General features: G+C 74.9%; 11 protein-coding genes. 2 read left to right on the top strand and 9 right to left on the bottom strand.

What is annotated here, in order from left to right:
• The first annotated feature begins 263 nt into the window (after nt 1-263).
• Complete coding sequence (locus IAG43_RS15890; RefSeq protein WP_187741376.1) at nt 264-1,589, top strand: cation:proton antiporter; 1,326 nt, start codon at nt 264-266, stop codon at nt 1,587-1,589.
• The gene (locus IAG43_RS15885; protein WP_187741375.1) at nt 1,586-2,920 is read left to right on the top strand and encodes a helix-turn-helix domain-containing protein; all 1,335 of its coding nucleotides are present in this window, start codon (nt 1,586-1,588) and stop codon (nt 2,918-2,920) included. The genes IAG43_RS15890 and IAG43_RS15885 overlap by 4 nt, the downstream gene beginning before the upstream one ends.
• On the opposite strand, the gene IAG43_RS15880 is transcribed toward IAG43_RS15885, so the two are convergent.
• From IAG43_RS15880 to IAG43_RS15840, 9 genes are all read right to left on the bottom strand, one after another.
• Nucleotides 2,852-4,288: an amidase gene (locus IAG43_RS15880; protein ID WP_187741374.1), complete on the bottom strand. Its 1,437-nt coding sequence runs from the start codon at nt 4,286-4,288 to the stop codon at nt 2,852-2,854. The two genes, IAG43_RS15885 and IAG43_RS15880, sit on opposite strands and share 69 nt — an antisense overlap.
• Nucleotides 4,289-4,419: 131 nt before the next feature.
• The gene (locus IAG43_RS15875) at nt 4,420-5,775 is read right to left on the bottom strand and encodes a phthiocerol/phthiodiolone dimycocerosyl transferase family protein (protein ID WP_187741373.1); all 1,356 of its coding nucleotides are present in this window, start codon (nt 5,773-5,775) and stop codon (nt 4,420-4,422) included.
• 15 nt (nt 5,776-5,790) lie between these two features.
• Nucleotides 5,791-6,186, bottom strand: coding sequence for a hypothetical protein (locus IAG43_RS15870; RefSeq protein ID WP_187741372.1), 396 nt, complete (start codon nt 6,184-6,186; stop codon nt 5,791-5,793).
• Between the two features lie 29 nt (nt 6,187-6,215).
• The gene (locus tag IAG43_RS15865) at nt 6,216-7,418 is read right to left on the bottom strand and encodes an acyl-CoA dehydrogenase family protein (RefSeq protein ID WP_187741371.1); all 1,203 of its coding nucleotides are present in this window, start codon (nt 7,416-7,418) and stop codon (nt 6,216-6,218) included.
• Nucleotides 7,419-7,431: 13 nt separating this feature from the next.
• A complete protein-coding gene (locus IAG43_RS15860) occupies nt 7,432-7,956 on the bottom strand; it encodes a flavin reductase family protein (protein ID WP_246574368.1) in 525 nt (174 codons plus the stop codon).
• Between the two features lie 266 nt (nt 7,957-8,222).
• Nucleotides 8,223-9,134: an SDR family oxidoreductase gene (locus tag IAG43_RS15855; RefSeq protein WP_187741370.1), complete on the bottom strand. Its 912-nt coding sequence runs from the start codon at nt 9,132-9,134 to the stop codon at nt 8,223-8,225.
• Entirely contained in the window at nt 9,131-10,327 is a 1,197-nt protein-coding gene (locus tag IAG43_RS15850) for an FAD-dependent monooxygenase (protein ID WP_187741369.1), read from the bottom strand. Before IAG43_RS15850 ends, IAG43_RS15855 begins: the two co-directional genes overlap by 4 nt.
• Nucleotide 10,328: 1 nt before the next feature.
• Nucleotides 10,329-17,774: an amino acid adenylation domain-containing protein gene (locus IAG43_RS15845; RefSeq protein ID WP_425508606.1), complete on the bottom strand. Its 7,446-nt coding sequence runs from the start codon at nt 17,772-17,774 to the stop codon at nt 10,329-10,331.
• 306 nt (nt 17,775-18,080) lie between these two features.
• Nucleotides 18,081-20,987 carry an AfsR/SARP family transcriptional regulator gene (locus IAG43_RS15840; RefSeq protein WP_187741368.1) on the bottom strand — a complete coding sequence of 969 codons (2,907 nt, stop codon included), beginning with the start codon at nt 20,985-20,987 and terminating at the stop codon, nt 18,081-18,083.
• Nucleotides 20,988-21,045 lie beyond the last annotated feature (58 nt).

Raw genomic sequence — 21,045 nt, 5'->3', positions numbered from 1 at the left:
CGGCGGGCGCCGCCGCGCACCACCGGCGCCGGTCGGTACCCGCGCCGTGCGCCAGGCACACGCCGCGCACCGTGCGCCCCGAGGCACGAGGTCACCCGCGCCCTGCGCGGCCGGTGCACGGCGTCACCCGCGCCCTGCGCGCCCGCTGCGCGGCGCCGCGCACCCGCACCCCTCACCACCGAACTCCCCCGGCCGCTCCCGATCCCCGGGAGCGGCCGGCTCCGGCCGTGAGCCGGCCCCCACCCGAAGCCAGGAGGAGAAGAGTGTCGACACACGGCCCGGCCGTCATCGCGGCGGAGGGCGGGAGCACAGCCGGGATCGTCCTCGCGGACCTGGCCCTGGTGCTGGTCACCGCCTACCTGTTCGCCGCCCTGGCCAAGCGCGTCCGGCAGCCCGCGGTGATGGGGGAGATCGTCGCCGGAGTGGCGCTCGGCCCCAGTCTGCTCGGGCTGCTGCCCGGCGACCTGCCCCGGCTGCTCTTCCCGCCCGAGGTGCGCCCCTATCTGGAGACCCTCGCCCAACTGGGCCTGGTCCTGTTCATGTTCGGCGTCGGCTACCAGCTGAGCCTCTCGCACGTGCGAGGGGTCGGCAGCCACATCGCGGTGGTGTCGTTCGCCTCGGTGGCGCTGCCGTTCGCGATGGGCGCCGGACTGGCGCTGCTGCTCTACCCGTGGCTCGACAAGAGCCAGCTGGCGACCGGCAACGCCCTCGCACCGGCGCTCTTCCTCGGCGCGGCGATGTCCATCACGGCGTTCCCCGTGCTCGCCCGGATCATCGCCGAACGGGGCCTGCAGAAACACCGGGTGGGGACGGTGGCGCTGGTCAGCGCCGCGATCCAGGACGTGATCGCCTGGAGCGTGCTCGCCGCGGTGGTCACGACGGTCACGGTCGCCGACCCCTGGTCGTTCGGCCGCACGGTCGGCGGCGCGACGCTCTTCGTGCTCGCCCTGGTCTTCGTGGTGCGCCCCGCCCTGACGTGGCTGCTGGCACCGGAACGACGCTGGTCGGGCAGTGGGGCGACGGTCCACGTGGTGCTCTGCGCCGGCCTGCTGACCAGTGCCTGGATCACCGACGAACTCGGCCTGCACGCGGTGTTCGGCGCCTTCCTCTTCGGCACCGTCGTCCCCCGCCACCACATCGACGCGATCGCGCCCGAGGCGCCGGAGCGCATCGACCAGACCAGCCTGCTGCTGCTCCCGGTGTTCTTCACCGTGACCGGGCTCTCGGTGGACCTGGGCGGACTGGGCGTCCAGGGCCTCGTCATGGTCCTCGCGATCGTCGCCGTGGCCTGTGCGGGCAAGTTCCTCGGGGCGGCGGGCGCGGCCCGGCTCACCGGGGCGTCCCCGCGCGAGTCCACCGTCCTGGGCATCCTGCTCAACGCGCGCGGGCTGACCGAACTGGTCGTCCTCAACGTGGGTCTGAGCCTGGGGGCCCTGGACGACCGGCTGTTCACCGCCATGGTCGTGATGGCACTGGTCACCACCCTGATGACCGGACCGCTGCTGACCCGGTTCCGGATCGGGTCCGAACCGGCCGTGCCCACCGCCCGGCGGACGAAGGCACCCGCGGGTGAGGGTGCTGTCCGATGACGGCGGTGACCACCGGACGGGTGCCGTCCGAGCCCCTGGCACCCCTGGCGCCCCTGCCGCCCCGGCTCCCGCTGCGGGGCCGCGGGCCCGAGACGGACCGTGCGCTGGGGGCGCTGCGCTCCGGGGCCGCCCGGGGCGGCGCCCTGGTGGCCGTCGAGGGGGTGCCGGGCTCCGGCAAGACGCGTTTCCTGGACGAACTGGTGGCCGGCGCCCGGCGGCTCGGGTACGCGGACTGCCTCCGTCCGCCGTTCTGCGATCCGCCGGTGCCGGCGGCCGACTCCGGCGAGCCCGTGCTCGTCGTCCTGGACGACGCCCATTTCCTGGGGGACGAGGCCTGCGACGCGCTGCTCGCGCGGCACCGGCGCCACCGGGCCGGCGGGCCGGTGGTCTGGCTGGTCGCGCGGCACGGCGGGGCGGGGGCTGGGCGGCTGGACGCGGTGCTGGCGGGCTCCGTCGGGCGCACCGAGCGGATCACGCTGGGCCCGCTCGGCGGCCCGGCGTCGCTCCAGGTGGCCGCCGACATCCTGGGCGCGCCGCCGTCCGCCCCGCTCGCCCGGGTGGTGCGGAGCGCGGGCGGGCATCCGGAGCTGCTGGTGGAGCTGGTACGGGGCCTGTGGGAGGAACGCCTGGTCCGGGTGGACGCGGACGAGGCCCGGCTGGTCGAGGAACGCATCCCGCAGCGGTTGCGGGACCTGCTGCACGGCAGGCTCCGCGACTACCCGGACGAAGGCCGCCAGCTGCTGCGGGTGGCGGCCGTCCTCGGCCGGGAGTGCGCGGTCGACGACCTGCTGCCGGTCCTGCGGGCGGCGCCCTCCGCCCTGCTGCTGACGCTGGACCGCGCGACCGCGGCCGGGCTGCTGACCGTCGGCGACACCCGGGTCCGCTTCCCCAACGAGCTGCTGTGGCAACTGGTCGTCGACTCGGTGCCGGCCGGACTGCGGCACGCGCTGCGCCGGCAGGTGGCCGCAGCCCGGCCCGCGGACGGGCCGGGCGGCGGGAGGGGCGAGGGGCCGGCGGCCCCGCCGGTGCCCGGGCCCGGAACGGACCGGGCCGCGCCCGCGGGGCCGCCGGACCTCAACGGCCAGGAGCACCGGATCATCCGGATGATCGCCGAGGGGCTGACCAACAAGCAGATCGCCCGGCGTCTCGGCATCTCCCCGCACACCGTCAACTACCACCTGAAGAAGCTGTTCCGGAAGGCCGGCGTGAACTCCCGCATCGCCCTGCTGCGCGAGACCGGATGGCACGACCGGCCGGACGGCTCACCCCAGCCGGGGCCGGTCGCCGGCCCAGGGCCGGAACCGTTCGAAGGCCGCGGCGAGGGCCAGTAGACGCGCCTCGCCGCCGGGCGGGCCGACCAGCTGGACGCCGACCGGCAGGTCTCCGGGAGCCCGTCCCGCGGGCACCGAGACGGCCGGCTGACCGGTGATGTTGAAGGGGTACGTGAAGGCCAGCCAGTCGGCGTACTCCCGCCAGCGCTCGATGAACCCGGGGCCTTCGGGAGCGGTCCCGAGCCGCGGCGGCAGCACGGTCAGCGTGGGGGTCAGCAGGACGTCGTAGCGCGACCAGAAGCGGACGACGTCGGCCGCCCGGGCCTGCGCGGCCGCGATCGCCGCGCAGTAGTCGGCGGCGCCGATGCGCTCGCCGTGCCGGACGGTGTCGAGCGTGGTCGGCTCCAGGTCCGCCAGCCGGTCCGGCGCGACACCGCGGGTCATCGCGGCCGTGTTCGCCGCGATGACCGTCAGCAGCGGGTCCAGGAGCCCGCCGAGGTCGGGAGCGGCCTCGACCGTCTCGACGCCCATGGCGTCGAACGCCGCCACCGCCCGCTCGAAGACCTGCCGCACCTCCGGCGCCACCGCGCCGTGCGGCGGGGTGGCGGTCCAGGCGACGCGCAGGCCCTCCGGGGGACGGTCGCAGGCGGCGAGGAGGGAGCCGGGCGGCAGTCCGGGCAGCCCGTAGGGCTCCCCGGGCACCGGGCCCGACAGCACGTCCAGCATCAGGGCGCTGTCGGCCACGGTCCGGGACACCGGCCCGCTGACGACGTACCCCGCCCACTGCTCCTGCGTCGCGGGCGCCCACGGGACGCGACCGCGGGTGGGTTTGAGCCCCACGACGCCGCAGGCGGAGGCGGGCACCCGGACCGAGCCCGCGCCGTCGGCCGCCAGCGAGAGGGGGCCGATACCCGCCGCGACGGCGGCCGCCGCCCCGCCGCTGGAGCCCGCCGGGCCGTGCTCGGGGTTCCACGGATTGCGGGTGGCCCCGAACGCCCGGTTCTCCGTCGTGATCCGCAGCCCGAACTCCGGCATGTTGGTGCTGCCGACGAGGATGCCGCCGGCGGCGCGGAGCCGGGCGACCGCCTCGCTGTCGAAGCCGGGGCGGTAGCCCGTGAAGGGCAGTGATCCGTAGGCGGCGGGCAGGTCCGCCGCCTCGTGGGCGTCCTTGACGGTGAACGGGACGCCGTGCAGCGGACCGCGCTGCCGCGGGGGCAGCGCGTCCGCGGCGCGGGCGTCCGCGAGCGCGCCCTCCGCCCGTACCGCGATCACCGCGTTGAGCTGCGGATTCACCTTCTCCAGGCGGATGAGGGCCGCTTCGGTGACCTCGACGGCGGACAGGTCCCCGCCCCGGGTCAGTGCGGCCAGCTCCACGGCGGAGGCGAAGGGTGGTGTCCCGTCCTCGCCACGGGTCGGTGCGTCGTCCATCGGCGGTACTCCCTTGCGGTGTCGGGCCGGGCACGCGGCCGGCCGCTGCGGTGGTGGGCCGGGCACGCGGCCGACCCGACTGCGGTGTCGGGCCGGGCACACGGCCGGCCGCTGCGGTTCGGGCCGGGCTCTCAGCCGGCCGCTCGGACGAGGTCGAGGACGGTTCGGACGCACCGGTCGGCGAGCCGCGCGGCGCGCTCGTCGGAGACCATCCCCTCGGCGTACGTGAAGTTCCAGGCCAGCTGGTCATGGCTGGAGTTGACGGTGCCCACGAAGGTGCCCACCACCGACAGCCCGGCGACGAACTGCGCGCCGGACGCCCGCCACGGCCCGACCGCGTCCGGGAAGGGGAACCGGCCGATGTTGGAGAGGCAGAAGTTGATCGGCCCCTTCTCGTCGAGGTGCCGGACGAAGGGCATGCTCCCGGTCACGGTCGCCGGCCCGGCTTCGCCGATCTGGCGGATCATGGAGAACTGCTCTCCCCGGGCCTTGCGGGCCCTGAGGTCCGCGCTGATCTCCCGGGCGGTCTCCCAGAGCGGGCGGGCGGCCGCGTGCTCGACGAAGGAGGGGATGGTGGCCACGTAGCTCCCGACGTCGTCGGGGGCCACCGGCGGTTCGAGGTCGCCGCGGAAGTCGACCGGGGACCCGATCGAGTACCACGTCCCGTCGGGCACCCGGGCGTCCACGGCGACCGCGTGCACCATCGCGGCGGCGAGCACGCCGTGGACCGTCGCCCCCCGGGCGCGGCACGCGGCGGCGAGGCGGTCCAGCGCCGGCCCGTCCAGCGACCGGTGCAGGAAGCGGGTGCGGCGCCGCTCGAAGGGCACCGGCCGGTCGGCGTCGACCCGGCGCGGGGCGAGCCGCGCGAGGTCGCCCTCGTCCCGGTCGGTCTTCTCCTTCGCCAGGACCGCCCCGGCCGGGCCGCGGTGCGCGGCCGGGAACAGCTCCTCGGCCGGGGGCAGCACGGCGCGCGGCTCGACGGGGAGCCCCGCCGCGAGCTCGGCCCACTGCCTCAGCAGCGAGATGACGGTGGTGCCGTCCGCGACGACGTGGAGCAGGGAGAGGATCAGATCGTGCGTCGGGCCGTCCGGCCCGTCCCCGCTCAGCACCGTGGCCTTCGCGAGCGGGCCGGTCCGCCAGTCGACGCGGTCCTCGACGAGTTCCTCGTCGACGATCCGCTCCCAGGTGTCGTGGCTCGTCCCCGGCGTGCCGAGGACGCGGTGGTCCAGGGGGACGGGCCGGCCGGCCACCGGCGTGAACCGGGGCCGCCGGTCGTCGTCGTCCGCCTCGATCGCCACCCGCAGCAGCGGGTGGCGGTCCTGGAGCGCCGTCAGCGCCGACCGCAGCACGTCGGGGGAGACCGGGCCGTGCAGCCGGACCCGCCCGATGACGTTCAGCGGGGCGATCTGGTCGGCTATCCAGTACCAGCGCTCCAGCGGGCTCAGTTCCCGGGGCACCGCCTCGACGGCGGCGTTGGTCGTGGTCACGTGCGCTCCCAGCGGTCAGTCGACGGGTGAGGAGGAGAGCGGCCGGAACGCGGCCGCGCTCGCCCGGGTCTCCGGGGTGGTCTGCCAGGGCGGGTTGGTGCCGAAGGCGAGCAGGACCTCCTCGCCGTCGGCCCGGAAGGTGACCGGGTCGCCCTTCTCCACCCACACCAGCTCGTGCGGGCCCGCGGTCACCGAGCCGCCGGCGAAGTCGACGGCGAACCGTCCGGAGAGCACCACGATGAACTCGTCGTAGCTGGGCACCCATTCCATGACGTCGCCCGGGTGCAGGCTGGCGAAACCGGCGCCCATCGACTTGGGGATCCCGTCGTCGGCGAGGTCGCCGATGTAGATCCTGGTGTCGGCGAACTGCTGCCAGTTCGCGCCCTTGGTGTCGTACGTGCGTGCGGCCATGGCCGTCTCCTCTCTGCGGTCTCCGCCGGTCACACCAGCGGAGAGATCTGTTCCTCGACGCCGAGCAGTGCCTTTCCGTACATTTCCTTGATCATCTGGGGCTGCAGAATGGCGTGCCGGGCGCCCACGGCCGAGTCCCGCCAGATCCGCTGGAGCGGACTGGTCTCGGCGAAGCCGCCCGCGCCGTGCGCGGTCAGCAGGATGTCGACGGCCTCGGTGACGTAGCCGACCGCGGCGCTGAGGTCCGTCCGGGCCCGGAGCCGGCCCAGCGCGTCCAGCGGCAGGCCGCGCGCCGCCGCGTCGATGTCGTCGGCCGCGCGGTACAGGTGCAGTTCGGCGGAGTCGATCCGCAGGGCGGCCTCCGCCACCCGGAGCTGGAACGCCGCCGAGTCGCGCTGCTTCTCGAAGAAGGTGAACGTGAAGGCCTTGGCCGCGGCCTGGGTCCGGACCAGGTCCAGTGCCGCGCGGCCGAGGCCCAGCTGCGGTGCCGCCAGGGGCGCGCCGGTCAGGAACTGCGTGAAGGCCGAGCGGGCCAGGCTGCTGCCGGACCGCTGGGGCGGGTACTCGCCCGCCATCGCCTTCGGCACCGACAGGACCCGGTGGTCGGGGACGAACACGTCCTCGGCGACGACGCAGTTGCTGCCGGTGGCGCGCATGCCGGCGACGAACCAGCTCTCCTCCACCGTGTAGTCGGCGGCGGGCAGCAGGGCCATGCCCTGGTCGACGATCTCGCCGGTGCCGTCGGGCACCGGGAAGCCGATCAGGGCCCAGTCGGCGTGCCAGGCGCCCGAGGCGTAGTGCCAGCGGCCCGAGACCCGGTAGCCGCCCTCCACCTTGGTCGCGGTGGCGCTGGGCGTCAGCACTCCGGAGACCTTCGCCTCCGGGTCGGCCCCGAACAGCTCGTCCTGGGCCCGCTCCGGGAAGAGGCTGACGACCCAGGCGACGGAGTTGCAGACGCCGACCACCCAGGCGCTGCTGCCGTCGCCCTCGGCGAGGGTCGAGGTCACGTCGACGAGGGTGCGCAGGGACGCCTCGTGACCGCCGTACCGCTTGGGCACGGCGAGCTTGAACAGGCCCGCGCCGGCGAGGGCCTTCACCGTCTCCTCGGTGAGCCGGCGGTCGCGCTCGCCCTGTTCGGCGCCCCGCGCGAGGAGCGGGACGAGTTCGCGCGCGGCGCGGAGCGGGCCGGGCGGCACCGGGGTGCCGGCGGGCGCGGGGGTGGTGGTGGACATGGATGCCTCCGTCTCAGCGGGCGAACGCCGCTATGCGGTCGGTGAGGGACGCGTGTGTGCCGTGCGTGAAAGCGGAATGTGTGCCGAACGTCCGGCGGCCGTGGACCAGTGGCGCGGCGGTCCGCGAACCGGCGACGCGGGTCACCAGGCCGAGCAGCAGGACGTGGTCGCCGCCGGTGACGAACCGGTGCGTCCGGCAGACGAGCCAGCCCGGCGCGTGGCGCAGCCGGGGCAGCCCGTCGTCCGGGTACCAGGGGACGCCGGCGAACCGGTCGGCCGCCGGGGAGGCGAACGCGCGGGCCGCGTCGGCCTGTCCGGCGCCGAGCAGGTTCACGCCGAACCTGCCGCTCCGCCGGATCCGCGCGAGCAGGTTCGAGTGCTGGTCCAGCGCGATGGTCACCATGGGCGGGCGCAGCGACAGCGAGGCGAGGGACCCGACCGTGGCGCCGTGGGGCCGCCCGTCCGCCGTCGCCGTGACCACCGCCACCGAGGTGCAGACCTCGGCCATGACGTCCTTGAACTCTCGCTCCGCAACCATGTGCTCTCCCAGGGCGTGAAGGGGCGGGCGTCTGTGCGCGCCCGGCCCCGGCCGGGGCGGGCGTCCGTGCGTGCCCCCGCCGGAGGCCGGGGCCGGTCGTGTCCCGCCGGGGGCCGGGGCCGGTCGTGTCCCGGCGGGGGCCGGGGCCGGTCGTGTCCCGCCGGGGGCCGGGGCCGGTCGTGTCCCGCCGGGGGCCGGGGCCGGTCGTGTCCCGGCGGGGGCCGGGGCCGGTCGTGTCCCGGCGGCGGGGCAGGGCGCGACGCGCCCTAGCGGGGGTGCCGCTCCGCCGGCCCCCGCACCGACGCGGTGATCCCGGCGAACTGCCTGTCGAGCAGGGTGTCGGGGAGCAGCCGGGCCAGCCGGCCCATCCGCCGCGCGTCCGCGCCCACCCAGTAGCGGGTGCGGGGCCGGCCGTCGGTCAGGGCGCGGGCGACCGCGCGGGCGAAGTCCTCGGGCGTGGTCCTGCTCGCCGCGGCCCCTTGCGCGTTGCCCTCCATGAACGCCCGGAAGGCGGTCCGGTAGGGCTCGGCCACCGCGGCGGGCACGCCGTCCAGCGCGCGCTCGCCCGCCTCGGACACCTTGCTCCAGATCGGGGTGAGGATGGCGCCCGGCGCCACGATCGACACGGGTACGCCCTGGGGCGCCAGTTCGCGGCGGAGCGCGTCGCTCAGCGCCTCCTTGGCGAACTGCGCCGTGGAGTAGGCCCCGAGGAACGGCACGGCCGCCTTGCCGAGCCCGGAGGTGACGTTGACGATCCGCCCCCTCGCACGGCGCAGCAGCGGCAGGTGCGCGCGGATCACGCCGAGGTGTCCGACCACGTTGACGTCGAGCTGGTGGCGGAACTGGTCGCTGTCCAGGCACTCCAGGGGACCAGGGACGCAGATGCCGGCGTTGTTCACCAGTCCGCGCAGCCCGCCGTGCTCCCGCTCGGCGAGCTCGGCGCAGGCCAGCACCGACGCCTCGTCGGTGATGTCGACGACGACGTGGCGCAGCCGGCCGTGCAGCGACTCGGCGAGCAGCTTCTCGCCGTCCTCCTGGCGCCGGACTCCGGCGAGCACCTGGAAGCCGCGGCTCTCCAGTTCCAGCGCGCACTCCCGCCCGAGCCCCGAGGAGGCGCCCGTGACGACGACCGCTCCCTGCGCCGGCAGACGTCCGCCGCGCACCGTCCAGCCGCTCATCGGGCCGCTCCTTCGGTGTCCGCGGACTCCAGGCCCGCGCCGGGGAAGGTCAGCGCGGGTTCGAGCTTGCCCACCAGGCTCCGGTGCGGCATCCAGCGGAAGTACGCGTCGCGCACCCTGCGCCGCACCGGGCCCTGGGACTGCTCGAAGTCGCTGATCGACCGGGTGGCCTCCACGATCATGCGGGTCCGGTCGTAGCGCGCCGCCTCGTAGCCGCGCAGTGCGCGCGCCACGTCCGGGGTGTGCTGGAGGTGGCGGGCGAGGACGGCGGCGTCCTCCATGGCCATGGCGGAGCCCTGTCCGAGACTGGTGAGCATCGGGTGGGCGGCGTCCCCGAGCAGGGTCACCGGCCCGGCGCCCCAGGGCTGCAGGAAGGGGCGGTCCCGGGTGTTCAGGGTCAGCAGGTCGGCTTCCGGTGTCACCCGGATCGCCTCGCGGACCTCGTCCGGCCAGCCCGAGTAGGCCTCCAGCACCCCGGCCCTGCCGCCGTCCCAGGTGCTGGACTCCTCGAACGGCATGTTCTTGGTGCCCCACCAGTAGAGGCGGCCGCCGCCGATGTCGACCAGGCCGAACCGCATGCCGTCGCCCCACAGGTGCACCACGGAGCCGGGGGAGAACCGCGGGTGGCTGTACTCGGTGATGCCCAGCCAGGCGATGTACCCGCTGTCGCACACCGGCTCGTCGGGACCGGCGAGCTGACGCCGGATCGCCGAGTTGAACCCGTCGGCGCCGACGACCAGATCCGCCTCGGCGCTGGAGCCCCCGGCGAAGCGCACCCGTGCCCGGTCGCCGTCCGTCTCGAACCGCTCGGCGGTCGCGCCGAGCGTGATCGGCACGTCCGCGGCCTGGTCCAGCAGCGCGGCCAGCAGGTCGGACCGGCTGATGCACACGCACGGGACGCCGATGCGCCGGGTGATCTCGGGGAACGGGAACTCCCTGATCAGCCTGCCCTTGCTGTCCTTGACGAGGTACGTCTCCATGACCCGGCCGCGCTTGTCCAGCCCGAGGTCGATGTCGAGGGTGGCGAGCGCCGCCGTGGCGTTGCTCATCACCGACAGTCCGAAGCCGGCGGCCCGCAGTTCCGGGGCCCGCTCGAAGACCTCCACGTCGAATCCGACCCGCCGCAGCGCGATGGCCGCGGTCAGACCGCCGATGCCCGCGCCGATCACGACGGCCGTCCTGTTTCCGCTCATCTCAGCGCCCGCTTTCGCTTCCGAGGAGGCCGCTTGCCCTGAGCACCGTGCCGACGAGGCCGGGCACGAGCGGTTCCTCCATGATCGTCAGGTGGTCGCCCTCGACCTCGATCACCGACAGACGGCCGGCGGTACGGTCCCGCCATCCGTTGGCCGGGTCGGCGTGCATGCTGTCGATGGCGGTGTGCATGTCCAGCAGCACCCCGGGCAGCGGGTCGCGGGCCTTGATCAGCACCACGTCGTGGTCCACGTGGCCGGGCCGGTAGTCGAACGCGGCGCGCCAGTTCGCCTCGTACACCCGGAACAGCCGGCGTACGACGGCGTCGCCGCTGCCCTCGGGCAGGACGCCCTCCTGGACGGCCAGCCTGGTCATGAAGGCGAACTTCTCGTCCAGCGTGGCCAGTCCGGGCGGCAGCAGGTCCCCGGCGGTGGCGCTGCCGTGCTGGAGCCAGAGCAGCTCCCAGAAGAACCAGCCCAGCAGGGCCTCGTCGTCGGTCCACGGCTGCCGGTCCGGGTTGAGCGCCGTGGTGTCCAGGACGACCAGCGACGCGACCTCCTCGCCGGCGGCGTGGAGCTGGCGGGCCATCTCGAAGGCGACGAACCCGCCGAAGGACCAGCCGCCCAGGTGGTAGGGCCCGGTCGGCTGGACCCGGCGCATCGCCTCGATGTAGTCGGCGGCGAGCCGCTCGATGCCGCGCACGGGCTCGGTGCCGACGTCCGCCCCGGCCGCCTGGAAGGCGTAGAAGGGCTGGCCGGGCGGGAGGTGCCGGGCGAACGGCACGTAGCAGAGCACGTTGCCGCCCATGGGATGGGCGAAGAAGAGCGGCGGCCGGTCGCCCTCCGGGCGGATGGCCACCAGCGGATCGAACGCGGCCGCCGAGCCGCCCGAGGAGCGGAGCCGTTCGGCCAGGTCCGCGACGGTCGGCGCGACGATGAAGTCCGACAGCGGGATGGCGGTGCCGAACCGCTGCTCCATGAGCACCACCAGGCGCATCGCGGTGAGCGAGGTGGCGCCCAGGTCGAAGAGGTTGTCGTGCACGCCGACGCCGGCCGTCTCCAGCAGGTCGCCCAGCATCTCCGTGAGAGCCCGCTCGATCTCGTCCCGCGGCGCGACCCGGTCGGTGCGTTCCCCGGCGGTCAGCGGTATCCGGCGCAGCGCTGCCTCGTCGCGCTTGCCGTTCGGCGTCAGCGGAACGGCGGGCAGCCAGGCGAACTGCGCGGGCACCATGTACTCCGGCAGCCTCGCCCGCAGGTGCCGCCGCAGGGCGTCCAGGTCGGTCCGCTCGGGGTCGCCGACCAGGAACGCCGCGAGGAACGTCTCGCCCGCCGCGTTGCTCCGGGCCACCACGGTGATGTCGGTCAGCGCGCCGGGAGCGCTCGCCCCCGCCTCGGCGGCGACCAGTTCGATCTCGGCGGGCTCGACCCGGTAGCCGCGGATCTTGACCTGCCGGTCGGCCCGGCCGAGGCAGACCACGTTCCCGTCCGGCAGCACCATCCCGACGTCGCCCGTGCGGTAGAGCAGCCCGTCTCCCGACGGGTCGGGGACGAACCTCTCCTTCGTCAGGTCCGGCCGGCCCGCGTAGCCGTCGGCCAGGCCGGCGCCGCCGATGTGGATCTCCCCCCGGGAGCCGACCGGCACGGGGTGCATCCGGGCGTCCAGCACCAGCAGCCGGGCGCCGTGGATCGGCTGCCCGACCGGCGGCAGCGCCGGGAACCGTGCCGGGTCGCCGGTCATCTGGTGGAAGGCCGCCGCGTGGGTCTCCGTCGGGCCGTAGTGGTTGTCGAGCACCAGGCCGTCCAGGGCGGCGCAGAAGCGGCGGATCTCGTCGGTCGTGCGGAACTGCTCGCCGGAGGAGCACAGCACCCGCAGGGCGCGCGGCACCAGCCCGAGGGCGTCGGACGCCTCCGCCATCTGCTGGAGGGCCACGTAGGGCAGGTGCATCCGCTCCACCCGCTCCCGGTCCATCAGCCGGAGCAGCGCGGGCATGTCCCGGCGCAGTTCCTCGGGGATGACGACGAGCGTGCCGCCGCCGGCCAGCGTGGAGTACAGCTCCTGGAAGGAGACGTCGAAGCTGAGCGGGGCGTACTGGAGCGTCCGCGCGCCCTCCGCCGTGCTGGCGATGCCGTTCTGCCAGGCGACGAGGTTGGACATCGAGCGGTGCGGCGCCGACACCCCCTTCGGCCGCCCCGTCGAACCGGAGGTGAAGAGCAGGTACACCTCGTCGTCCTCGGAGATCTCGGGCAGTGCGGCCGGTGCGGCGCCGGCGGAGACGGCGTCCCCGGCGGACAGGGACGCGTAGAGCACCTGGCGGACGTCGGGGCCCAGCAGGTCCCGGTGCGCCTCGTCGACCACCACCAGGGCGGGCCGGCCCTGCTCGATCATGGCCCGCAGCCGCTCCAGCGGGTACGCGGTGTCCAGCGGCATCGCCGAGCAGCCGGCCTTCGCCAGGCCCAGCGTCGCGGCGACGGTCTCCGGAGTCCTGCCCATGGCGACGCCGATCCGGTCCCCGGGGCGCGCGCCCGCGGCCAGCAGGCCGGCGGCGATCCCCGTCGACAACCGGTCCAGTTCCCCGTAGGTCCAGGTCAGCGTCCCGGACACGACGGCCTCGGTCCCGGGCGACTGCCGTGCCCGGGCCTCGAAGGCCCGCACCACGTTCGTCAGCGGCCGCCGGGCCGGCGCGGTCCGCGGGCCCGGCGCGAGGAGGCCGAAGTCCACCGCGTCGTCCGGGCGTTCGGCCAGCTCGCGCAGGATCCGCACGTAGGCGTCGATGTAGAGCCTGCCCTGCGCGGGGGTGAACGACCGTCCGGAGAAGTCCAGCCGGAGCCGGATCGACTCGTCCACGGGATCGACCATGGCGTTGACGACCAGGGAGAAGTTGGTCTCCTCCCGGACCGCGAAGCCGCGGCTGGTGATCTCCGGCGTCCGGAAGACCTCCCCGAGCTGGCGGAAGTGGATGTAGTTGAAGAGGGTGTCGACGAGCGAGGCGCCCCCGAGGTCCTCCTGGATCACGGCGAGCGGCACCCGCCGGTGCGGGTAGCTCTCCCGCTCCCGCTCCACGGCGTGCCGCACGACGTCGAACCACGTGTCGGGCTCCTCGCGGACCCGCAGGGGCAGCGTGTTGAGGAAGAGGCCGCAGGTGCGCTCGGCGCCGTCGGCGTCCGGGCGGCCGTGGGTCACCAGCCCGGTCGTCACGTCCGTCCGCCCGGAGAAGGCGCGCAGCATCAGCACGTGCGCGGCGAACAGCACGGCCTTCACCGGCGCCTGCCGCTCGCGGGCCGTCGCGCGCACGGCGTCGGCGAGATCGGCCGGCAGGTTGAGGTCGCACTCCGTCCGCTCCTCCGGCTGCGGCGCCTCGTGGGGCCGGAAGCTCTCCAGCTGGGGCTGCTCCGCCCCCTCCAGCGAGGCCTTCCACCAGGCCCTGCTCTCCTCGGAGGCGACGGCCGCGCGTTCCTCCAGGACGTGCAGTGCGGGCGTGGGCGGCGCGGTGTCCGGCACCGGGTCGAGACCGAGCCCGAGCTGGTGGCCGTAGTCCCGCAGCAGTTCGGAGACGAGGTTGGCGACGCTGCCGCCGTCGAGGATGGCGTGGTGGAAGCTGAAGACCAGCTCGACCGTGGCGGGCAGCACGAACGCGCGGAAGTGGTACAGCGGTGCCTGGTCGAACCGGTAGTCGTGGCGTCGCCGCAGTGCGATGTGCTCGCCGATGGCGGCCTCCGCCTCACCCGCGGGCACCCGGCGCAGGTCCGCGACGTCCAGACCGCTCTCGGCGTCCGGACCGCCCTCGGCGACGGGCCGGACGAGCTGGAGCGGCTCGGAGTAGCCGGCGAGCGCGAAGGACGACCGCAGGACGGGATGGCGCGCGACGAGCCGGTCGAAGGCCGTCCGGAACGCCTTCTCGCGCCACGGCATGGCCAGGCTGTAGCGGAAGACGTCCTTGTACGTCGCCGAGTCCTGCTTCTCCCGGCTGTGGAAGAGCAGGCCGAGCTGGAGCCGGCCGGCGGGGTACGCGTCCTCGAAGCCCTCCAGGCGGGCCCGGTCCAGGTGGGAGACGAGCCCGAACGGCCGCAGGGCCGCGGCGGCGGCCGCGTCGTCGCGTCCCGCGGGCGCCGTCGTCCGGGCGCACTCCGCCAGGGCCGCGACCGTGGGGTTGCGGACGAAGTCCTCGACCGAGAACCCGAGGCCGGCCCGTTCGGCGAGCACCCGCACCCGCAGCATGCTGATCGAGTCGCCGCCGATCGCGAAGTAGTCGGCGTGCACGCCGACCCGTTCGACGCCGAGCACCTGCGCCCAGATCCCGGCGAGCACGCTCTCCCGGGTGGTGCGCGGCGCGTCGTCCCCGCTGTCCGCCCCGCCCAGGGAGGGAGCGGGCAGCGCACGGCGGTCGGCCTTGCCGTTGGGGGTCAGCGGCAGCGCGGCGAGGCGCTCGAAGTGGGCCGGGATCATGTATCCGGGGAGCACCTCGCCCAGCGCGGCCCGCAGCGTGCCCGTGTCGAGCTCCTCGTCACTGGTGCAGTAGGCGACCAGGACGGGCCCCCGGCCGCCGCCGGGACGGTGGTCGACGACCACGGCGTCGCGGATGCCGTCCAGGGCGACCAGGGCGTTCTGCACCTCGCCGAGTTCGACGCGGTTGCCGCGGATCTTGACCTGGTCGTCGTTGCGGCCCAGGTACTCGATGGCGCCGTCGGCCAGCCGGCGGGCCAGGTCCCCGGTCCGGTAGAGCCGGCCGCCGGGGCGGAACGGGTCCTCGACGAAGCGCTCGGCGGTGAGCTCGGGGCGGCCCAGGTAGCCGCGGGCGACCTGGACGCCGCCGATGTGCAGCTCGCCCGGGACGCCGACGGGCTGGGGGCGGCCGCCCGGGTCCAGCACGTGGATCGTGGTGTTCTCGACCGCGTGGCCGATGGGCACCCGGAGCACCGGGCCGCGCGAGGCGGGCGGGCACTCGAAGCAGGTCACGTCGACCGCGGCCTCGGTGGGGCCGTAGAGGTTCACGAGACGGGGCGCGGGCCGGCCGGTGAAGATCCGGTTGAACTGGTTGACCCGCTCCGGCGGCAGCGCCTCGCCGCTGCAGAACACCGTGCGCAGCGAGGCGACGCCGTCCGCCCGGTCCGGACCGTCCTCCAGCAGGTCGAGGAAGGGGCCGAGCATGGAGGGCACGAAGTGCGTCACGTTGACCCGGTGGTCGCGCACGACGCGCGCGATCTCCCGCGGATCCTTCTCGCCGCCCGGCGGCAGCAGCACCACCGAGGCGCCCTCGACCGCCCACCAGAGCAGCTCCCACACCGAGACGTCGAACGAGATGGGCGTCTTCTGGAGGACGGTGTCGCCCGGCCCGATCGGGTAGCGGCGCTGCATCCACATCAGCCGGTTGACCACCGCGTGGTGCTCGACCATCACCCCCTTGGGGCGCCCGGTGGAGCCGGAGGTGTAGATGACGTAGGCGAGGTCGCTCGACCGCGAGGTGGGACCGAGCGGCTGTGCGGAGCCGCGGTACAGGTCGGAGACGCGCAGCACCGGCACCCCGTCCGGCGCCTCCCCGACCTCCTGCCCGCCGCGCAGCACCAGCTTCGCCCGGCAGTCGTCCAGCAGCAGGCTGATGCGCGCGGACGGGTAGCCGGGGTCGACGGGCACGTACGCGCCGCCGGACTTCAGGATGCCGAGCAGGCCGGGCAGCAGCTCCGGGCCGCGTTCGGCCAGGATGGCGACGCGGTCGCCGGGGCCGACGCCCCGCTCGCGCAGTCCCCGTGCCACCTGGTTGGAGAGCCGGTCGAGCTCGGCGAAGGTGAGCACGGCGCCGGAGGCGTCGTCCACGACGGCCGTCAGGTCCGGCCGCCGTGCCGCCTGCTCGCCGAAGAGCTGGTGCAGCGTCTTCTCGCGCGGGTACGGCACCAGGGCCCCCTGGTGCCGGCGCACCACGTCCTCGTACTCCGCGCCGGTCAGCATGGGCAGCGCCGACACCGGCAGCTCCCGTGACTCCAGTCCGTGGCGCATGAGTTCCTGCACATGGCCGGCGAGGGCCTGCGCGGTGAGGTGCCCGTCGAACACGTCGTCGGCGTAGTCCAGGTCGACCCGCAGGCCCGGCTCGTCCTCGAAGGCCTGCACCATGACGGAGAGGGCGTCCAGGGCGTGCACCGGCGCCATGACGGTGGTGGCCCTGGAGACGTCGGGGATCTCCTGCGGCCGGGGGAACCGCAGGTAGGAGACGGTGACGTCGAACAGCCGCCGGGCGTCGGCACCCTGGGCGGGCGCCTCGCCGAGGATCTCGCCGAACGGCAGCCGCTCGTGCTCCCGCAGCCGGCCGACCAGCGCGCGGACGCGCTCGGCGAGCCCGGCCAGGGAGGGGTCGCCCTCCGTGGACACGCGCAGCGGCAGGTTGTTGGCGAACTGGCCGACGGTCTCCCGCTCGGCGTCGGTGCGGCGGTTGAGGAACGGCACCCCCAGGACGACCTCGTCCTCCCGGTGGAAGCGGGCGAGGCACACCCCGAGCGCGGAGACCAGGTAGGGGAAGGGGGACAGTCCCGCTTCGAGGATGCGGGCGACGAACGTCCCGTCGACGGAGAACGAGTGCCGGCCGCGGCCGGGGCGCGCCGCGCCGGACCGCGGGAAGAGCGCGGGCGACACACCGTTCAGGTACTCCCGGAAGAATTCGCGATCTTTCCCGTCCTGCTTTCCGGAAGCCGGTTCCGCATTCTTTCTCAGGTACTCCCAGTACGACGGCGACGCGGCCGTTCCGGATGTCCTCCCCGCCCCGGCCGATGCACCGGACGGCGCGGGGTGCGGCGATTCGGGGGATTTTCCCGATGACGGTGCGGGAGCCGTGCCGGAAAGCGATGCGGATGACGTTCCGGGATTTCTCTTGGAAGATTTTTCGGGAGACGCTTCGGAGGGCGTTTCGGGTGACGTACCGGAACTCGCGCCGGCGGGCGGGACGGCGTCCCGGCCGGCCGAGCGGACCCGGTAGTCGGTGAGTATCCGCAGGGTCAGCGCGTTGAGCGCCCAGGCGTCGGTCACGATGTGGTGCGACGTGAGGACGAGATGGACGGCGGACGGCCCCTCGACGAGGAGTGCCGCACGGTGCAGCGGCCCGCCCCGGACGTCGAGCGGCCGTCCCAGCTCCCGCTCGCACCAGATGCGGGCCGCTTCCCGCGGATCACGCTCGCCGGAGAGGTCGACCGTCTCGAACACCGGGTCCCCGGCATCCACGGCCCCGGACGTCCGGCGGACGCGGGGCATCCCGTCGCCATCCTCCTCGAACCGCAGGCGGAACGCGTCGTGCCCGCGCACCGCGCGCTCCAGGCAGGCGCCGAGCAGCTCCCGGTCGACGGGGCCCTCCAGCCTCTCGTGGACGAGGACGTTGAATTGGCAGTTCCCTGGGGACCGCGCTTCGGCCGCCCAGATATCGCGTTGATAGCCGAGCAATTCGAGGGCTTCGGATTCAGCTGCCATCCCCACGGAAAGCCACTCCTTCGCCTGCCATTCGTGCACGGATGAAAACGGCTCCGGCCAGGCTAGGCGCACCGCCTTTCACGCGGCTACTGCGTGATCGAGTAGGGCAGTTGGGCGAATGCGTAGTGCACGGCACCGGACACCGGGGCGGTACGGGTATCGGCCGTACGGTCTTCGGCCGGGCAGTTCTCCGGCCGGGCGGGGTTACGGCCGTGCGGGGTTACGGCCCAGCGGGACTACGGCCGGGCAGTCCTTCGGCCGTGCGGGGTTACGGCCCTGCGGCTCTTCGGCCGAGGACGGAGCAGCGGACCGTCACACCCGGGGCGCGAGATCCAGTTCCGCCAGGGCGGCCGCCGCTTCGGCGGCATGGTCCGGTGAAGGGCTCTTGGCGAGTGCCCGGTTCAGGTGGAGCCGGGCGGCCTCCCGGTCGCCGCGCAGGCGGGCGGCGAGGCCCAGGCCGATCTCGGCGCGGACCTCGCCCCGGCCGTACGCACGCTCGGCCGCCAGGGCCAGCGCGCGCTCGTACAGTTCCGCCGCCTGCCGGGCGTCGCCGCCCTCCAGCGCGGTCCTGCCGAGCCACATCAGGATCTCCACGGCTTCGGTCCACAGCCCGAGTTCCTCGGCGACGAGCAGTGCCGCGCGGTGCAACCGCCCGGTCCGCGCCTGGTCCCCGTCGCGTTCGGCCACCAGCGCGAGCGCGCGGGTGGCGCGCAGCTGTCCCCAGCGGTCGCCCGACTCCTGGAACAACGCCGCCCCGAGTTCGGCCTGTTCGCGGCCCTCGGCAGGGTTGTGCACCGCCAGTTCCACCAGCGCCGCGGCCTCGCCCCAGCGGTCCCGGGAGCTCCGTGCGCCGGCCAGGCTCGCCGTCAGCAGGCGCCGCCCCTCGCGGTGGCGGCCGTGGCCGAACAGTCCGGTCCCGGTGAACCACCGCAACCGCGCACGCAGCACCGGATCGCCGACGCCCGAGGCGGGGTCCGCGTCCGCGGCGAGCACCGGCGCCGCCTCCGCCGACGAGCTGCGCAGCTCGATGCCGGTCAGCCAGGCACGCGCCACCCGGCAGGCGGCCTCGCTGTCCACCGCCCCGCCGCGTGCCGCCCCGCCGTCCGGGGCCCGCACCTCCACCGCCCCGCCGTCCGGGGCCCCGCCGTCCACCGCCAGCGCCGCGTGGAGCGACCGGCGGGCCTCGGTCAGCCGTCCGCGCAGGAACCAGTACCAGCTCAGCGCGTTGACCAGCCGCACCGCGTACCCGGGTGCGCCGCCCGCGACCGCCAGGTCGAGGGCGCGGCGCAGATTGACGGTCTCCGCGTCCAGTCGCTCCAGGCAGCGCCGCTGGTCCGGGCCGCGCAGCAACTCGGCCTCCCGCTCGGCCTCTTCGGTGTGGCAGCGGACGAACCGCGCCCGCACCGCGGCCTCCTCCCCCGCCTCCGCCAGCCGCTCGCCGCAGTAGGCGGACACCGACTCCAGCAGACGGAACCGGTGTTCCTCGCGCACCACCAGCGAACGGTCCACCAGCCGGGCCAGCAGGTCGGCCACCCGGTCGGCACCCAGATCCGCGTCGGCGCACACCGCCTCGGCGAACGCCAGGGTGCAGCCGTCCGCGTGCACGGCCAGGCGCCGCAGCACGGTCCGCTCGTCCGGGGCGAGCAGCTGCCAGCTCCAGTCGAGCATGCTGCGCAGCGTCTGCTGCCGCTCCGGCAGCCCGCGCACCCGGACCGCGGGGGTCGTCAGCCGGTCCTCCAGGGAGGCGGCGAGCTCGGCGGGGCTCAGGGTCCGCAGCCGCGGCGCCATCAGTTCCAGCGCGAGCGGAATCCCGTCGAGGCGGCGGCAGATGGCGGAGACGGCGGCCGCGTTGTCCGCGTCGAGGGCGAAGCCGGGTGCGGCCGCCGCCGCTCGTTCGACGAAGAGCTCGACGGCGCCCGACCCGGCGACCGCCGCCGCGTCGGCGTGCTCCGGCAGCGAGAGCGGGGGCACCGGGTGGACCAGCTCGCCGGGGATGTCGAGGGCTTCCTGGCTGGTGACCAGCAGGTGCCCCGCGGGGACCGCGGACAGCAGGGCGCCGGCGAGCTGGGCGACCGGTTCGACGAGGTGCTCGCAGTTGTCCAGCAGGATCAGCAGCTGCTTGCCCGCCACCGCCCGGCTCAGCCAGCCCACCAGGTCGTCGAGGTCCGGCTCCGTCGACGCGGTGTCGCACAGGCCCAGGGTGGTGATGACCCGCTCGGCGACGTCGTCCCGGCCCGCGGTGGCGCTGAGTCCGGCGAGTTCGACCAGCCAGACGCCGTCGGCGAACCGCTCGGTCTCCTCCCGCGCCGCGGCGATCGCCAGCCGCGTCTTGCCCACCCCGCCCAGTCCGGTCAGCGTGACGAGCCGGCTGCTCGCACCGGGGCTCAGCCGTGCCCGGACCGCTTCCAGCGCCGCGCGGCGCCCGATCAGCGGGGTCAGCGGCGTGGGCAGATTGGTGCGGCAGGGCGGTGCGTCCACGACGGGGGCGGCAAGCCGGGGTTCCTGACGGAGCATCGCCTCGTGCAGCGCGGAGACCTCGGGTCCGGGCGAGGCACCCAGCTCCTCCGCCAGGTGCCGCCGTAACTCCTGGAAGCTCTGCAGCGCGTCGCCCTGGCGCCCGGCCCGGTAGAGCGCGCGCATGTGGACCGTGCGCAGCCGTTCCCGCAGCGGGTGGCGGACCACCAGCTCACCGAGTTCCGCCGCGAGCGCCACGTGCTCGCCCAGCGCGAGCCGCGCCTCGGCATGGTCCTCGACGACGCCGAGGCGCAGTTCCTCCAGGCGCGCGGCCTCGCCGTGGGCGAACAGGAACTCGGCCACGTCGGCGTAGGCCGGTCCGCGCCAGAGCGCGAGCGCCTCGGCGAACAGGCCCGCCCGCGCCCGCGGCTCCTCGTGCGCGCGGGCGCGCTCGGCCAGTTCCTGGAAGCGGGCCGCGTCGAGTGCGCCGCCGGCGAGCACCAGCCGGTAGCCGGCGGGTTCGCGGACCACCTGCTCCCGGCCCAGCACCCGGCGCAGCTGGGAGACCTTGGTCTGCAGGGTGTTGCTCGAACCGCCCGGCGGACTGCCCGCCCAGAGGTCGTCGATCAGCCGGTCCGCCGGAACGGGGCCGCCCCCGTGCACCAGCAGGTCCGCGAGCAGGGCGCGCACCTTCGCTTCGGGGACCTTGACCGGCCGGCCCCCGGCGTCCCAGACGGCCAGCGGGCCGAGCACCCCGTAACGCATGCCCCGCAGTGTATCTCCGCGTGACCCTCAGGAAATCGTGCGTGACCCTCTGCACAGT

It is taken from the genome of Streptomyces genisteinicus (genome assembly GCF_014489615.1).
Lineage (GTDB): Bacteria > Actinomycetota > Actinomycetes > Streptomycetales > Streptomycetaceae > Streptomyces > Streptomyces genisteinicus.
This window is presented reverse-complemented; position numbering and strand designations above follow the sequence as displayed.

Excerpts from the sequence above, each read along its gene's own strand:
- IAG43_RS15885 (WP_187741375.1), top strand. The coding sequence starts at position 1,586 with ATGACGGCGGTGACCACCGGACGGGTGCCGTCCGAGCCCCTGGCACCC.
- IAG43_RS15880 (WP_187741374.1), bottom strand. The coding sequence starts at position 4,288 with ATGGACGACGCACCGACCCGTGGCGAGGACGGGACACCACCCTTCGCC.
- IAG43_RS15870 (WP_187741372.1), bottom strand. The coding sequence starts at position 6,186 with ATGGCCGCACGCACGTACGACACCAAGGGCGCGAACTGGCAGCAGTTC.
- IAG43_RS15865 (WP_187741371.1), bottom strand. The coding sequence starts at position 7,418 with ATGTCCACCACCACCCCCGCGCCCGCCGGCACCCCGGTGCCGCCCGGC.
- IAG43_RS15860 (WP_246574368.1), bottom strand. The coding sequence starts at position 7,956 with ATGGTTGCGGAGCGAGAGTTCAAGGACGTCATGGCCGAGGTCTGCACC.
- IAG43_RS15855 (WP_187741370.1), bottom strand. The coding sequence starts at position 9,134 with ATGAGCGGCTGGACGGTGCGCGGCGGACGTCTGCCGGCGCAGGGAGCG.
- IAG43_RS15850 (WP_187741369.1), bottom strand. The coding sequence starts at position 10,327 with ATGAGCGGAAACAGGACGGCCGTCGTGATCGGCGCGGGCATCGGCGGT.
- IAG43_RS15840 (WP_187741368.1), bottom strand. The coding sequence starts at position 20,987 with ATGCGTTACGGGGTGCTCGGCCCGCTGGCCGTCTGGGACGCCGGGGGC.